Below are 15,280 nucleotides of genomic sequence, written 5' to 3'. Positions count from 1 at the left end.
GCGATGACCCCGGCGGCAATCACGATCCACGGTACATAGTCGGCCATTGGCGCACCTGACGCTCCGCTTCGCGAGCCGGGCCTTTGCGAGCCAGGGCCGCGAAGCGGAGCCGTGTAAGTCTAGAGTTGCGCGTGTTGGGTGGTCGGGCGTGAGATCTGGCTGAGCGCCATGCCCGTACCATCGCTGGCCTGGATCAGGGCGATATCCCCGAGTGCGATGATTCCGACCAGGCGCTTGTCCCGGCTCAGCACCGGCAGGCGCCGAACCTGGATCGCACCCATGTTCTGCGCGATGTCGTCGAGCTCCTGATCCTCGAAACAATACTTCACCTCGGCCGTCATGACGTCGCCGACCCGCGAGTCGGGGCCGCGACCCATTCCGATGCCGCGAAGCGCGATGTCGCGGTCCGTGATCATGCCGACCAGGCGCTCGCTATCGGTAACCGGCAGCAGGCCGACGCCAAGCGCTGCCATCGCTTCTGCGGCATCGCGGAGCGTATCGTCGGGGGTGCACAGCTGGACGTCAGGTGTCATCGCGTCGCAAACCTTCATGATAGCCTCTCCATTTGGCTGGTTGCGTCAACGGCCTAACGATGCCGCCCGGAACGGCGTTCCTAACAAGGCGAGGCGGATGGCAATGTTGGTCCAGGTCGGATGAAGCGGCATGTCCCGCTCCGTGCCTAGGCTACGCCGGGATAGGTCGCCGACTTCAGCTGGCGTGCAGGATGTGCCGCGTTGGCCGCAAGCATGGTGGTGGTCTGCACAGTCTTGTCGTAGGGCTTTTTGAGGTCCTTGTAGTGGGTCGGGGAGGGATCCTTGCCCCGCTTCAGCGTGTAGTTCAGCGCAATGGCTTTCAACGATCGGATGGCATCGCGTCGGCTCGTCTCTTTGGCAGCCAATGCAGGCTGGAACCGTTCGTTCCTATTGCGAACGCCGCCGAGGAACGGTGGCGCCGAGTAGCGCGCAAAGCCGTTTGGCATCCGCCGGCGCTGCGCTCTTCTGGTCGTTGTCGAAATAGACATAGATGTCGCATCCCTGCCGCTTCCAGCCGCGGATGCGTTTGGCCCAGTCGGAAAGCTCGGCCGGCTTGTAGTGCCCGCGATATCGGCCGCCCGGGCCGTGGCCGCGGACGTAGACGAAATCCGCGGTCCGTTTCCACGGCGCCGGCGCGTCGTGGTGATCGGAAATGCAGAGCGCGATATTGCGATCCGCCAGCAGTTTCAGGGTATGCGGCGCGTACCAGCTGGGGTGGCGGAATTCGAACGCATAGCGCCGCCGCCGCTTCAACAGCTTCAGGAACGAGGCTAGCCGATCGGCATCGATCGTGAAGTTCGGCGGCAGCTGAAACAGGACCGGGCCGGCCTTGTTGCGCAGCAACGACAGACGCTCTTCCAGCAATTGGAGACTGTTGACCGAGTTCGCGGAGAGGCGCTTCCAGTGCGTGATGAATTTCGACGCCTTCCAGGCGAAGACGAAATCCGCATCGGTCGCATCGCGCCAGCCTGTCACCGCCTGTTCGGTCGGCGTGCGGTAGAAGACGCCGTTCAGCTCAGTCGTCGGAAACTGCGTCGCGTAGTAGTCGAGTTGCCGCTTGAGCGGCAAGCCCTTGGGAAAGAACGGACCGCGCCAGGACGAATAGTGCCAGCCGGAGGTGCCAATCAATACGCGCGCCATGCGATGGTCCAAGCGGTGGATCAAGCCTTCGCTTTAAGGCTTGGTGATCCCGTCGCGCTCGGCAAGGTCGGCTTCCCAACCGAACACCGAGCGGCCGTCGAGCGAAGGAGAACGGGCCCGCTCGTTCGCGACAAACGCCTCAAAGGAGGGGCCGGTGGCGGTTCGTTCCAATCTGCGGGCCTGATCGTCGAGCCGCTTCAGCGCCTGCATCTCCTCATCGCGGCCGAGCTTTGCCTGCTGCACGGCCGACTTCAGCACGCGGATGGTCTCGTCATAGACCTTGATCGGCACCGGGAAGGGATGACGGTCCTTGCCGCCATGGGCGAGCGAGAAGCGCGCCGGGTCGCGGAAGCGATAGGGCGTCCCGTGAACGACCTCGGCGACCATCGCGAGCGACTGCACCGTGCGGGCGCCGACGCCGGGCGTCAGCAGCAGCTCGGGAAAATCCAGCGGCCCGCGATCGGCAGCCGCGGCCAGGGTGCCGTGCAGGCGGCGGACGAACACGTCGCTCGAGCGCACGTCGTGATGCGCGGGCATGATCAGGTGGAGGAGATCCGGTTGCGCGGTCGCGCTCTCCGTCAGCTCGGCATATTCGCGCGTGATGCCGTCCGGCCCCAGCGCAGCGAGCAGATCGAGCTGCGCCTGGCGCGAGCCTTCGGCGCGGTGATCGGTGAGATTGACGATCTCGCCCTGCGTCGGGCCGTCGATCGCGCTGTGCGGCTCGTCGACGAAGCTACGCAGGCCTTCGGAGTGCCAGTGATAGCGGCGGGCCTGCCGCTTGTCGCCGTTCATGCCTTGCTGGACGACGGTCCATTTGCCGTCGTCGGTGACGAAGAAACCATGCAGGTAGAGCTCGAATCCGTCCTGCACCGCGGCGCTGTCGACCTTGGCCACCAGCCGGCTCGCGCGGGTTAGGGCGGCACCGTCGAATCCGACGCGGTCGCCGAGGGCGGACAGTTCATCGGGCGTGCGGCGCGAGTGCTTGCCGCGCCCGCCGCAGACGTGGATTCCGAGCTCGCCCTGCAGCGGCGCCAGACCTCGCTTCAGCGCACCGATGACGCTGGTGGTGATGCCGGACGAGTGCCAGTCCATGCCCATCACGGCGCCGAACGACTGGAACCAGAACGGATGCGACAGTCGCTGCAAAAAGGCATCGCGGCCGTAATGGTGGACGACGGCCTGCGTGATGATGCCACCCAGCGTCGCCATGCGCGCCGCCAGCCATGGCGGCACGCGGCCGCCATGGAGCGGAAGATCGGCGCTGCCGGTGCGTCGGGCCATCGGGCTCCCAGATGCTGAATCGGCGTCCAATCTACCAGCAAATGCGAGCATGTGTACAAAGCGGACGTCGCTTCATCGCGCGTCTGGTCAGGCGGCTTCGGCGTTGATGCCGCTGACGGCAAGCTTGGTGAGCGCTTCATCCGTCTTCTTTTCCTCGGCCAGGGTCTGGTCGATGAGCTTGACCGCATCCTTCATGCTGAGCCGGTTGGCCCAAGCCTTCAAGGTGCCGTAGCGGGCGATCTCGTAATGTTCGACCGCCTGGGCTGCCGAGAGCAGGCCCGCGTCGAGCGCCGGCGTGTCGGCATACTCCTCCATGATCTCCTTACCCTCGTCGATGATCCCCTCGATGGCGTCGCACTTCTTGCCGCGCGCCGGCTTGCCCATCAGGTCGAAGATCTGCTCGAGCCGCTCGATCTGTCCTTCGGTCTCGTCATGATGCTTCTCGAACGCCGCACGCAGATCGTCGGACTCGGCGGCCTTGGCCATCCGCGGCAACGCCTTCAGTATCTGCTTTTCCGCGTAATAAATGTCCTTGAGGGTATCGAGGAAGAGGGCGCTGAGATCCTTGTCCGGCATTGGTCGCTCCGTGTGTTGGGTGAATAGTCCGGAGTGCCAACACGAGTGCGGAAAGCAAGTTCCTATCCTTGATCGATGCGTGGCAAAGCGCCTCGTCGGCCGTCGCACATTCGAGCGGGTCACGATGGAGCTTGGTCGGATTGCGAAGTCTGGATTGCGAAGTCTTGCCGCAACGTGCCTTCGGAACGAAGCCTCGGCCGGCCCGTTGGTCGGTCTCATCGTTCAAGGGAGAACCGCAATGGATTGGAATCGTGTCGAAGGCAACTGGAAGCAGGTCAAGGGCAAGGTCAAGGAGCAGTGGGGCAAGCTCACCGATGACGATCTCGATGTGATCGACGGCAAGCAGGACCAGCTCGAGGGCCGTCTGCAGCAGCGCTACGGCTATGCCAAGGATCAAGCCGCCAAGGAAGTGAACGACTGGTACGGCCGCCAGAAATGGTGAACGGGACCGCGTTCCGGGCCCCGCTTCGGCGGGGCCTTTCGCGGCCTGGGCGGCTGAGCTTGCGTGTGACGGCATCCGGTCGGCGCGCGCAGGAGTGAGCGATGGGACAGCTTCTGAGCCCGCCAGGTCCGCGCGCGGCCGCACCTTTGCATCGATATGCAGCGGCTGTTCGAGCCCGGAGCGCCCTGGGCGACGCCCTGGATGGACCGCGTGCTGCCGCGCATCATCGAGCTGGCACGGCATGCGCCTGAACGTACCGTGTTCACCCGCTTCATTCCGCCGCGCTCGAAGCACGACGCGCGAGGGATTTGGCGGGCTTATTATGAGAAATGGGAATGCGTGACCCGCGAGCGGCTCGATCCGGAGTTGATCGAGCTCGTGCCGGCGCTCGCCGCCTGTGTGCCGCCGGCCGCCATCGTCGACCGGCCGATCTACAACGCGTTCGGCAACGGACGCCTGCAAGCTCATCTGGATGCGCATGGGATCGATACGGTGATCGTGTCGGGCGGCGAGACCGACGTGTGCGTGCTCGCCACCGTGCTGGCCGCGATCGATATCGGCTACCGGGTGATCATGGCCGAGGACGCCTTGTGCAGCTCTTCCGATCAAAGCCATGACGCGCTGCTGCAGCTCTATGCCGAACGCTTCAGCATCCAGATCGAGGTGGCATCCACGGCCGATATCCTCCGGATGTGGACCCTCGACGACTGAAGCGACAGCGGGCCGAAACGAGGTACCGGTATCAGGGCAATCGGAGCAGGGGTGGCAATACCTGCTTCCTGGGGCTGAGCTGACGCTGGCGATGCGTAGCTGCGAGGCAGGCGTGCCTGGCTGATACGGCTCATCGCTCAACCGCTGGAAGGTAGGACTGGGCCGTCGATCTGTCAGACGGAGCCAAGGTTCCTGATTCTCGGCGTCACGGCGAAGGTGAGCGGAGCTATGGGATAGCTGCCGGTGATCGTAGCCACGCCCATATCCATAATTCGCATAAGGTATATTATGGAACATTTATATCTACAATTAGATCAGATATTTAGTGGGAAATCTTCGCACTGGTCCGCAAGTTGGCGCGCGTGGCGGTGTGTCCCGAACTGTCGCCTAGCCGGTGCTGGTGCCGCAGCGATGCACGCGCGCGCATCTCGTCTGAAAGCCGATATTGCCGCCGCGTACGGACGCTGCAATAAGCCCCAGCTGTGCAGAGATCGCTGGTGACCCCGCGGCATCAGGTCCGTATAGGATGGCATCTCAGAACAACAACAAGCCTCTTGAGGGAGCAACCAATGAGTTTTTCACGACGCACGCTGCTGAAGGTTTCCGCCGCTTCCGCCGTCCTCGGCGGGATCGGCGCGCCCTATGTCGCGCGCGCCCAGTCGGCCGAGTTCTCTTACAAGTTCGCCAACAACCTGCCGGAGTCGCATCCGTTCGTGGCGCGCGCCCGGGAGATGGCCGCGGCGATCAAGACCGAGACCAACGGCCGTTTCGACCTGCAGGTGTTCCCGAACAGCCAGCTCGGTTCCGATACCGACATGCTGAGCCAGGTGCGCTCCGGCGGCGTCGAGTTCTTCACGCTGTCCGGCCTGATCCTGGCAACCCTGGTGCCGGCCGCCTCGATCAACGGCATCGGCTTCGCATTCCCGGACTATCCCACGGTCTGGAAGGCCATGGACGGCGAGCTCGGCGCCTATGTGCGCGGCGAGATCAACAAGGCCGGCCTCGAGGTCATGGAGAAGATCTGGGACAACGGCTTCCGGCAAACCACGTCGTCGACCAAGCCGATCACCGGTCCCGACGACCTCAAGGGCTTCAAGATCCGCGTGCCGGTGTCGCCGCTATGGACCTCGATGTTCAAGGCGTTCGATGCATCGCCCGCCTCGATCAATTTCAGCGAGGTCTATTCGGCGCTGCAGACCAAGATCGTCGAAGGCCAGGAAAACCCGCTGGCGTTGATCTCGGCGGCGAAGCTCTACGAGGTGCAGAAATACTGCTCGATGACCAACCACATGTGGGACGGCTTCTGGTTCCTGATGAACCGCCGGGCCTGGGCGGCGCTGCCGGACGATATCAAGACCATCGTCGCCAAGAACGTCAACGCGGCGGCCGTCAAGGAGCGTGAGGACACCGAGAAGCTGAACGCCACCGTGAAGCAGGAGCTCACGGGCAAGGGGCTCGTGTTCAACCAGCCCGAGGTCGGGCCGTTCCGCGACAAGCTCCGCGCCGCCGGCTTCTACGCCGAGTGGAAGGGCAAGTACGGCGAGAAGGCCTGGGATCTGCTCGAGAAGTCCGTCGGCAAACTGTCCTGATCGATCAAATCAAGCGGGAGGTTTGCCATGGCTCATGTCGAGATGACGCCGGCCGTGGCCGGCGAGGCGGCGTCGCAGCCCCCTCGCCGCCGCTCCGTTCTCGGTTCCATCGACGCGGCGCTCGGAATGCTGGTGGAAATCCCGGCGGCGATCCTTGTCGTCGCCGAGGTCGTGATCCTGTTCGCCGGCGTGGTGTCGCGCTACGTGCTCCATGCGCCGCTGATCTGGTCCGACGAACTGGCGTCGATCCTGTTCCTGTGGCTCGCGATGCTGGGATCGGCGGTTGCGTTCCGCCGCGGCGAGCACATGCGGATGACGGCGCTGGTCGCAAGCGCGGGACCGCGGCTCTGGGCCTATCTCGATGTGATCGCGACCTGCGCCGCGCTGGCGTTCCTGATCCTGATCGTGCGGCCGGCCTATGAATATGCCTACGAGGAAAGCTTCATCACCACGCCGGCGCTGCAGATATCCAACACCTGGCGCGCGGCGGCGCTGCCGGTCGGCACCTGCCTGATGGCGCTGTTCGCGCTGCTGCGGCTGGCGCGGGTCGGCGATTTCAGGACCTTCCTGCTGGCCGCGCTGACCGTAGCTGCGCTGATCGGGCTGTTCTGGCTGGCACAGCCGATGCTGCGGCCGCTCGGCAATCTCAACCTGATCATCTTCTTCGTCGGCGTGGTCGGCTTCTGCGTGTTCGCCGGCGTGCCGATCGGCTTTGCCTTCGGCATGGCGATCTTCGGCTATCTGGCGCTGACGACCCGAACGCCGCTGATGGTGCTGGTCGGCCGGATGGATGAGGGCATGAGCCATTTGATCCTGCTGTCGGTGCCGCTGTTCGTCTTCCTCGGTCTCCTGATCGAGATGACCGGCATGGCGCGGGCCATGGTGGCGTTCCTGGCGAGCCTGCTCGGCCATGTCCGCGGCGGCCTGCATTACGTGCTGGTCGGCGCCATGTATCTGGTCTCCGGCATCTCCGGATCGAAGGCGGCCGACATGGCCGCGGTCGCGCCCGTGCTGTTCCCGGAAATGAAGCAGCGCGGCGCCAAGCCGGGTGATCTGGTCGCCCTGCTCGCCGCCACCGGCGCGCAGACCGAAACCATTCCGCCGAGCCTCGTGCTGATCACGATCGGCTCGGTGACCGGCGTCTCGATCTCGGCGCTGTTCACCGGCGGCCTGCTGCCCGGCGTGGTGCTGGCGATCACGCTGTCGGGGCTGGTGTGGTGGCGCTACCGCGGCGAAGACCGCAGCCACGTCCAGCGCGCCACCGGCAGCGAGATCGGCAAGGCGTTCGTGTTCGCCCTGCCCGCATTGGCCCTGCCCTTCGTGATCCGCTACGCCGTGGTCGAAGGCATCGCCACCGCCACCGAAGTGTCGACCATCGGCATCGTCTACGCCTTCGTCATCGGCCTCTTGATCTACCGCCAGTTCAACTGGCGACGTCTGTTGCCGATGCTGATCGACACGGCATGCCTGTCGGGGGCGATCCTGTTCATCATCGGTACCGCGACCGGCATGGCCTGGGGCCTGACCCAGTCCGGCTTCTCGCGGGCGCTGGCGGCGGCGATGACCGGGCTGCCGGGCGGTTCAGCGACCTTCATTGCGGTCTCGATCCTGGCCTTCGTGATCCTCGGCAGCGTGCTCGAGGGCATCCCGGCGATCGTGCTGTTCGGGCCGCTGCTGTTTCCGATTGCGCACCAGGTCGGCGTCCACGAGGTGCACTACGCCATGATCATCATCCTGGCGATGGGCATCGGGCTGTTCGCGCCGCCGTTCGGGGTCGGCTATTATGCCGCCTGCGCCATCGGGCGCGTCGATCCGGCCGAGGGTATCCGGCCGATCTGGGGTTACATGCTGGCGCTGTTGATCGGCCTGATCATCGTCGCCATCTTCCCCTGGATATCGATCGGTTTCCTGTAAAGCACCTTGCGGATGGGATAGAGCCATGAGTGCAGCTCAGAACCAGTACTCGATCGGGTTGGACAAGACGCCGGCCAACTACGTGCCGCTCTCGCCGCTGAGCTTCCTGGCGCGGTCGGCCGCCGTCTATCCCGACCATCTCAGCGCGGTCTATGAGGGCCGCAGCTTCACCTGGAAAGAGACCTACGAGCGCTGCAGGCGCTTTGCGTCCTATCTCGCGGGCCGTGGCATCGGCCATGGCGACACGGTCGCGGCGATGCTGCCGAACATCCCGGCGATGAACGAATTGCACTTCGCGGTGCCGATGACCGGCGCGGTGCTCAACGCGCTCAACATCCGCCTCGACGCGGCATCGATCGCGTTCCAGCTCGAGCATGGCGGCGCAAAGATCATTCTGGTCGATCCCGAATTCTCCGGCGTGATCGCGGAGGCCCTGACCCTGATGAAGGGCGCTAAGCCGTTCGTGATCGACGTCGATGACGCGGCCTTTCTCGGCGGCAAGCGGATCGGCGAGATCGAGTATGAGGCAGCCGTCGCGGCGGGCGATCCCGGCTTCGTGGAACGGCCGCCGGCCGACGAATGGGACGCGATCGCGCTGAGCTATACGTCGGGCACGACGGGCAATCCCAAGGGCGTCGTGACGCATCACCGCGGCGCCTATCTCAACGCGGTCAGCAACATCCTCGCCGGCAATCTCGGCCAGCATCCGGTCTATCTCTGGACGCTGCCGATGTTTCATTGCAACGGCTGGTGCTTCCCCTGGACGATCGCGGCAGCCGCCGGCGTCAATGTCTGCCTGCGCAAGGTCGACCCGGCCAAGATCTTCGAACTGATCCCGAGGCACGGCGTCACCCACATGTGCGGCGCGCCGATCGTGTACAACACGCTGATCAACGCGCCCGATGCGCCGAAGGCCGGTAAGGCAAAGCCCGTTGTCGGCCTGATCGCCGGCGCGGCGCCGCCGGTTGCCGTGCTCGAGGGTGGCGAGCGCATCGGCATCAAGCTGACCCACGTCTACGGGCTGACCGAGGTCTATGGCCCCGCCTCCGTGTGCGCCGAGCAGCCGGGCTGGGACGAGCTGTCGGCTGATGCGCGCGCGCAGCTGAAGCGGCGCCAGGGCGTGTCCTATCCGCTGCAGGAAGGCGTCACGGTGCTCGATCCCGAGACCATGCGCGAGGTGCCGCGCGACGGCGAGACCATCGGCGAGGTCATGTTCCGCGGCAACATCGTGATGAAAGGCTACCTGAAGAACGCGACGGCGACGCAGGAAGCCTTTGCCGGCGGCTGGTTTCACACCGGCGATCTCGGCGTGCTCGACGAGCACGGCTACGTCATCATCAAGGACCGCTCCAAGGACATCATCATCTCCGGCGGCGAGAACGTCTCCTCCGTCGAGGTCGAGGACATCCTCTACAAGCACCCGGCCGTGCTGTTTGCGGCAGTCGTGGCCAAGCCCGACCCGAAATGGGGTGAAGTGCCCTGCGCCTTCATCGAGCTGAAGGACGGCGCCAAGGCGACCGAGGCCGAGATCATCGCCTATTGCCGCGAGCACATGTCGGGTTTCAAGACGCCGAAATCCGTGGTGTTCGGCGTGATCCCGAAGACCTCGACCGGCAAGATCCAGAAATTCCTGCTGCGCAACCAGGTCGGATCGGCCAAGGCGATCTCGGCCTGAGTCTTCAGCCTGCCCGGTCGAGCGTCAGCCGCATGCCGTCATGGGCCGGGATGACGTCGGCCGGCAAACTCTGCCGCAGCACCTCGTAGTCGAGGTCGGAATGCATGTTGGTGATGACCGCGCGCTTCGGCTTGAAGCGCTCGATCCACGACAGCGCGTCCGCAACGCTGAAATGGCTGGGATGCTGCGCATAGCGCAAGCCGTCGACGATCCAGAGATCGAGACCTTCGAGCGCCGGCCAGCTTTCCTGGGGGATGTCGTGCAGATCGGGCGTGTAGGCGGCGCCGCCGATGCGGTAGCCGAGCGCCGGGATCTTGCCATGATGCACCAGGAAGGCCGCGAGCTTCAGCGGACCGCCCTTCCCCTGGACCGTATGGCTCTCGCCGGCCTCGATCGAATGCCGCGTCAGGATCGGCGGATAGTCGCTGCCTTCCGGCGAGATGAAGCAATAGGAGAACCGCGCCATCATGTCCTTGGCGGTCGACTGGTTGAAGTAGACCGGGATGCGGCGGCGCTGATGCAGCACGACCGAGCGCAAATCGTCGATGCCGTGGGTCTGGTCGGCATGCTCATGCGTCAGGAACACCGCGTCGATGTGCTCGACATTGCTGTCGATCAGCTGCTCGCGCAGATCGGGCGAAGTGTCGATCACGACCCGCGTGGTGCCGTGCTCCATGGTGCGCTCGGCCATGATCGAGCAGCGGCGGCGGCGGTTCTTGGGATTGCTGGGGTCGCAGGCGCCCCAGCCGAGTGCCGGGCGCGGCACGCCGGCGGACGAGCCGCAGCCCAGAATGGTCAGTGTCAGCGTCATGCAGCAACCTTCGGCGCCGGCACCTTGGAGAACAGCCGGAAAAAGTTTTCGGTGGTCTGCCGCGAGATCTCCTCCAGGGAGACGCCGCGGGTTTCCGCGAGCACCCTGGCGACCTCGACGACATAGGAAGGCTCGTTGCGCTTGCCGCGGAATTTGCCGGGCGCAAGATATGGCGCGTCGGTCTCGACCATGATGCGGTCGGCCGGCAGCTCGGCTGCCAGGGCCCGCAGCGCGTCGGACTTCTTGAAGGTCAGGATGCCCGTGAACGAGATCGACAGCCCAAGCGCGATCGCCTTCATCGCGAGTTCGCGCCCGCCGGTGTAGCAATGCAGAACCGCCTTGAACGGGCCCTTCGCGACCTCGTCCTCCAGGATGCGGCCGCAATCCTCATCGGCCTCCCTGGTATGGATGACGAGCGGCAGGCCGGTCTCGCGCGCCGCGGCGATGTGCGCGCGAAAGCCGCGCTCCTGCGCCTCGCGCGACCCGTGCTCGTAGAAATAGTCGAGCCCCGCCTCGCCGAGCGCCACGACCTTCGGATGCTTCGTCAGCTCGATCAGTTCGCTGGCCGGGATGCCGTCCTCTTCATCGGCATGATGCGGATGGGTGCCGACCGAGCAGTAGACGTCGGGAAAGCGCTCCGTGATCGCGAGCAGACCGCCGAGCCGTTTCACCCGGGTCGAGATCGTGACCATGCGGCCAATGCCGGCCGCCTCGGCGCGCCCGACGATCCCGTCGAGATCGTCGGCGAAATCAGGGAAATCGAGATGGCAATGACTGTCGACCAGCATGAATTTCGAACCGCTCACTCGGTCTTCGGTTCCACATAGCGCGGGAAGACGCCGACAGGCGCCGGCAAAACCGTACCCGGCTTGATCCGTTCGGCGACCGCGGCAAAGCTGCGCGCGTCAGCAGCGATACCGAGGCTGTCGAGCATCTTGCCGCAGGACTCCGGCATCACGGCCTGCGCCATGATCGCGATCTGGCGCACGACTTCGGCGGTGACATACAGCACCGTCTTCTGGCGCGCGGGATCAGTCTTCGCCAGCGCCCACGGCGCCTCGCCGGCAAAATAGCGGTTGGCCTCGGCGACCACGGCCCAGACCGTGTTGAGCCATTGATGGATCTGCTGCGTCGCCATCGCGGTCCGCGACGTCTCCAGCATGGCGTCGGCCTGCGCCAGAATCGCCTTGTCGTTGTCGCTGAATTCGCCGGGCTCCGGCAGCACGCCGCCGAGTTGTTTGGCGATCATCGACAGCGAGCGCTGCGCCAGATTGCCGAAATCATTGGCGAGGTCGGCGTTGATACGCGCGACGATGGCCTCGTGGTTGTAGTTGCCGTCCTGGCCGAACGGCACTTCGCGCAGAAAGAAGTAGCGCATCTGGTCGACGCCGTACTGCTCGGCGAGATTGAAGGGGTCGACCACGTTGCCGACCGACTTCGACATCTTCTCGCCCCTGTTGAACAGGAAGCCGTGTGCATAGACCCGCTTCTGCACGGGAATGCCTGCCGACATCAGGAAGGCCGGCCAGTACACGGCGTGGAAGCGGATGATGTCCTTGCCGATGATGTGCACGTCGGCCGGCCAGTAGCGCCAATGCTTGTCGTTCTCATCGGGATAGCCGACGCCGGTGATGTAGTTGGTCAGCGCGTCGACCCAGACATACATCACGTGCTCGGGATCGTCCGGGACCTTGACGCCCCAGTCGAACGTGGTGCGCGAGATCGAGAGGTCCTTGAGCCCGCCGCGCACGAAACTCATCACCTCGTTGCGGCGCGAATCCGGGCCGATGAAATCGGGCTGACTCTCATAAAGGTGCAGCAGCTTGTCCTGGTAGGCCGACAGCTTGAAGAAATAGCTCTTCTCCTCGACCCATTCGACCGGCGTGCCCTGCGGGCCACGGCGGACATTGTCCTCGCCGACGACGGTCTCTTCCTCGGCGTAATAGGCCTCGTCGCGCACCGAGTACCAGCCGGCATAGGTGTCGATATAGATGTCGCCATTGTCCTGCATGCGGCGCCAGATCTCTTGCACCGACTTGTGGTGAGCAGGCTCCGAGGTGCGGATGAAGCGGTCGAACGAGACGTTGAGCCGCTCGTCCATCTCTTTGAACCGCGCGGCGTTGCGGGTCGCGAGATCGAACGGCGTCATGCCCTCGCCGGCCGCGGTCTGGATCATCTTCTGTCCGTGCTCGTCGGTGCCGGTCAGGAAGAATACGTCCTTGCCGTCGAGCCGCTGGAAGCGCGCCAATGCGTCGGTCGCGATCGCCTCATAGGCGTGGCCGATATGCGGCTGCCCGTTCGGATAGGCGATCGCGGTCGTGATGTAGAAGACGTTGCCGCGGTCCGCGGCGGGCACCGGAACGGAAGCGGCCGCAGGAGCCACCGCCGCGGGTTTGGGCTGCTTCGGCGCGCGAACCTTTGCCGGTCTCTGCGCCTTCTCGGTAACGGGAGCCATCGGCAGAGCGGGCTTCTTTGCCGCCGGTGCGGCTGCGGCTGCGGCTGCTTTCTTCGGCGCAGCCTTGGTGGCCTTCGCAGCAGCCTTCTTGGCCGTGCTCTTGGCCGTCTGCTTCGCAGCCTTCTTGACGGCCTTTTTGACGACCTTCTTTGCCGCCGATTTCCTGGCGCCCTTGGCTCCGGTCTTGGATTTGGACTTGGCGGCCTTCTTCGCTTTCTTGGCGACGCGCCCGGCCTTCTTGGCTGCGCGCGCCTTCGCCGTTGCTTTGCTGGTCGCGCGAGCGGGCGATGCCTTCTTCGTCTTCTTGGCTTTTTTCGACGATTTCTTCTTAGCGGTCGCCACCACGGAATCCTTTGCAGATCGAAACGAGATTGTCGGGAGTGTTGTCAGACGGATGTGTTTTCAGCAGATGCGTTTAAGACGCGGTGTCTATCGGGTCGCATCCGCGAGCATCGAAAACACCGAGAAAACCAGCGGCTTGCGCTCCAGATTGTAGGCTTCGGTATCGCGCGCGGCGCGGACGATCTTTTCCCATACCTCCGCCAGCCGTGCAAGGCGCGGCAGATTGGCATTGGCATCGCCCGTGCGCATGCGCTCGCTCATCCAGCGATCGATGCCGTCGATGAAGGCGGCGAGCGCGACGCGGTCGCTGGTGCCGAGCGCTTCGCCCAGCGCATGCAGCTCACGCGGATCGACACTCGGAAGCGTCGCGAGCAGCGCGGCCGTGCGTTGCTGCAGTTTCAGCGCATCGCCGCCGAGCAGCGACAGCGCCCGCCCGACGCTGCCTTCGGATGCTGCGGCGGCTTCCGCCAGCGCGGGATCGTCGGCTTCGATATCGGTTGCAGCCGCGGCCGCGCGCACCACATCGTCCGTCTCCAGCGGCCGCAGCAGCAACTTGCGGCAGCGGGACAGAATGGTCGGCAGCACCCGTGACGGTGCGTGGCTGACCAGGAGGAACAGCGATTGCTGGGGCGGCTCCTCGAGAATCTTCAGCAGCGCGTTCGCGGCGTTGGGATTGAGCTCGTCGACGGTGTCGACGATGCAGACGCGCCAGCCGTCGACCGCAGCGGTCGAGCCGAAGAACGAGATGGTCTCGCGCGTCTCGTCGACCGTGATGACGGTGCGCATCACGCCGCGATCGTTGAGGCCGCGCTCGAGCACAAGGAGCCCGCCATGAGCGCCTGCCGCGACCTGCCGCGCCACGGGGTCGGCCGGATCGACCCGCAGCGTCGGCGCCTGCTGCACCTGGGACGATTTCGGATTGCGAAACGCCAGCACGAACCGCGCCATGCGGTAGGCCAGCGTCGCCTTGCCGATGCCCTGCGCCCCGCCGATCAGCCAGGCGTGCGGAATTCGCCCGCTGCGATAGGCATCGAGCAGCGCGGTCTCCGCCTCGCGATGCCCAAACAAATCCGGCGTTTCGCGCGGATGGCGGGCGGCGCTCTCCTGTTCGACCTTGCGCGCGCTCATGCGATGCTGTTCGCCACAAGCGTTGCGCGCAGATGTTCGCGCAGCGCGGCCCATATCCTGGCCGTGACCGTGTCCGGATCGGCCGTAGCGTCGATCAGGACGCAGCGCTCCGGATCTTCGGCCGCGATCCGGCGGTACGCGTCACGCAAATCCTGATGGAACTTGATGCCTTCGGCTTCGAAGCGATCGGCGGTGGCGTCGCCGCGGCGCGCAGCGGCGCGTTGCAGTCCGACCTCGACCGGCACATCGAGGATGAAGGTCAGATCGGGCTTGAGATCACCGATGGTCACGCGCTGCATGGCGTTGACCAGTTCGGGCGACACCTGCCCGAGCTGGCCCTGATAGGCACGCGTGGAATCGAAGAAGCGATCGCACAGCACCCAGATGCCCTGGTTGAGCGCCGGCAGGATCACGGTGCGGACATGGTCGTCGCGCGCGGCGGCGAACAGCAGCGTCTCGGCCTCCGGCCCGAGCAGCTTGCCCATCCCCGACAGCACGAGGTGACGGATGATCTCCGCCCCCGGCGAGCCGCCGGGCTCGCGGGTCACGATCGCGCGCAGCTTGGCGGCATCGAGCCGTTCGGCAAGCTTGCGGATCTGGGTCGATTTGCCCGACCCCTCGCCGCCCTCAAAGGTGATGAAGCGACCGCGCAAGCTCGGCCGTTGGACTGCTGCTTCCGCCAT

Annotated in this window: 14 protein-coding genes and 1 pseudogene; 5 read left to right on the top strand and 10 right to left on the bottom strand. The window is 65.0% G+C overall.

Annotated elements, in window-relative coordinates; all coding sequences use genetic code 11:
- Nucleotides 1-119: 119 nt before the first annotated feature.
- From ACVMDN_RS17135 to ACVMDN_RS17115, 5 genes are all read right to left on the bottom strand, one after another.
- On the bottom strand, nt 120-551 hold the full coding sequence (locus tag ACVMDN_RS17135) for a CBS domain-containing protein (protein ID WP_057018654.1): 432 nt from the start codon (nt 549-551) through the stop codon (nt 120-122).
- Between the two features lie 128 nt (nt 552-679).
- Nucleotides 680-856: a hypothetical protein gene (locus ACVMDN_RS17130; protein ID WP_456835105.1), complete on the bottom strand. Its 177-nt coding sequence runs from the start codon at nt 854-856 to the stop codon at nt 680-682.
- A gap of 64 nt (nt 857-920) precedes the next feature.
- A complete protein-coding gene (locus tag ACVMDN_RS17125) occupies nt 921-1,673 on the bottom strand; it encodes a DUF72 domain-containing protein (protein WP_168856394.1) in 753 nt (250 codons plus the stop codon).
- A gap of 33 nt (nt 1,674-1,706) precedes the next feature.
- Nucleotides 1,707-2,954 (bottom strand): DUF763 domain-containing protein, encoded by a 1,248-nt coding sequence (locus ACVMDN_RS17120; protein ID WP_168856393.1) that lies wholly within the window; start codon nt 2,952-2,954, stop codon nt 1,707-1,709.
- 87 nt (nt 2,955-3,041) lie between these two features.
- Nucleotides 3,042-3,530, bottom strand: a complete 489-nt coding sequence (locus ACVMDN_RS17115) for a YciE/YciF ferroxidase family protein (RefSeq protein ID WP_028344048.1) — start codon at nt 3,528-3,530, stop codon at nt 3,042-3,044.
- Between the two features lie 238 nt (nt 3,531-3,768).
- Here ACVMDN_RS17115 and ACVMDN_RS17110 point away from each other — a divergent pair, with 238 nt between their 5' ends.
- The 5 genes and pseudogenes from ACVMDN_RS17110 to ACVMDN_RS17090 all read left to right on the top strand — a co-directional run bounded on the left by ACVMDN_RS17110 (nt 3,769) and on the right by ACVMDN_RS17090 (nt 9,861).
- On the top strand, nt 3,769-3,972 hold the full coding sequence (locus tag ACVMDN_RS17110; RefSeq protein ID WP_028331989.1) for a CsbD family protein: 204 nt from the start codon (nt 3,769-3,771) through the stop codon (nt 3,970-3,972).
- A 101-nt stretch (nt 3,973-4,073) separates the two neighbouring features.
- A pseudogene (locus ACVMDN_RS17105) lies at nt 4,074-4,683 on the top strand (cysteine hydrolase family protein).
- Between the two features lie 569 nt (nt 4,684-5,252).
- The gene (locus ACVMDN_RS17100) at nt 5,253-6,272 is read left to right on the top strand and encodes a TRAP transporter substrate-binding protein (protein ID WP_018271684.1); all 1,020 of its coding nucleotides are present in this window, start codon (nt 5,253-5,255) and stop codon (nt 6,270-6,272) included.
- 27 nt (nt 6,273-6,299) lie between these two features.
- Nucleotides 6,300-8,186, top strand: a complete 1,887-nt coding sequence (locus ACVMDN_RS17095; RefSeq protein WP_253623877.1) for a TRAP transporter large permease — start codon at nt 6,300-6,302, stop codon at nt 8,184-8,186.
- A 25-nt stretch (nt 8,187-8,211) separates the two neighbouring features.
- Complete coding sequence (locus tag ACVMDN_RS17090) at nt 8,212-9,861, top strand: acyl-CoA synthetase (protein WP_456814411.1); 1,650 nt, start codon at nt 8,212-8,214, stop codon at nt 9,859-9,861.
- A gap of 4 nt (nt 9,862-9,865) precedes the next feature.
- On the opposite strand, the gene ACVMDN_RS17085 is transcribed toward ACVMDN_RS17090, so the two are convergent.
- The 5 genes from ACVMDN_RS17085 to tmk all read right to left on the bottom strand — a co-directional run bounded on the left by ACVMDN_RS17085 (nt 9,866) and on the right by tmk (nt 15,280).
- Nucleotides 9,866-10,672, bottom strand: a complete 807-nt coding sequence (locus ACVMDN_RS17085; RefSeq protein ID WP_057018661.1) for an MBL fold metallo-hydrolase — start codon at nt 10,670-10,672, stop codon at nt 9,866-9,868.
- Complete coding sequence (locus tag ACVMDN_RS17080; RefSeq protein ID WP_141342014.1) at nt 10,669-11,460, bottom strand: TatD family hydrolase; 792 nt, start codon at nt 11,458-11,460, stop codon at nt 10,669-10,671. The genes ACVMDN_RS17085 and ACVMDN_RS17080 overlap by 4 nt, the downstream gene beginning before the upstream one ends.
- 14 nt (nt 11,461-11,474) lie before the next feature.
- Nucleotides 11,475-13,469 (bottom strand): methionine--tRNA ligase, encoded by a 1,995-nt coding sequence (gene metG, locus ACVMDN_RS17075; RefSeq protein WP_141341996.1) that lies wholly within the window; start codon nt 13,467-13,469, stop codon nt 11,475-11,477.
- 87 nt (nt 13,470-13,556) lie between these two features.
- Nucleotides 13,557-14,597, bottom strand: coding sequence for a DNA polymerase III subunit delta' (locus tag ACVMDN_RS17070; RefSeq protein WP_057018662.1), 1,041 nt, complete (start codon nt 14,595-14,597; stop codon nt 13,557-13,559).
- Entirely contained in the window at nt 14,594-15,280 is a 687-nt protein-coding gene (gene tmk / locus ACVMDN_RS17065) for a dTMP kinase (RefSeq protein ID WP_253623880.1), read from the bottom strand. The genes ACVMDN_RS17070 and tmk overlap by 4 nt, the downstream gene beginning before the upstream one ends.

Source organism: Bradyrhizobium sp. USDA 4510 (genome assembly GCF_054059095.1).
The sequence above is the reverse complement of the archived record's forward strand: the minus strand, read 5'-3'. Positions and strand labels throughout refer to the sequence as shown.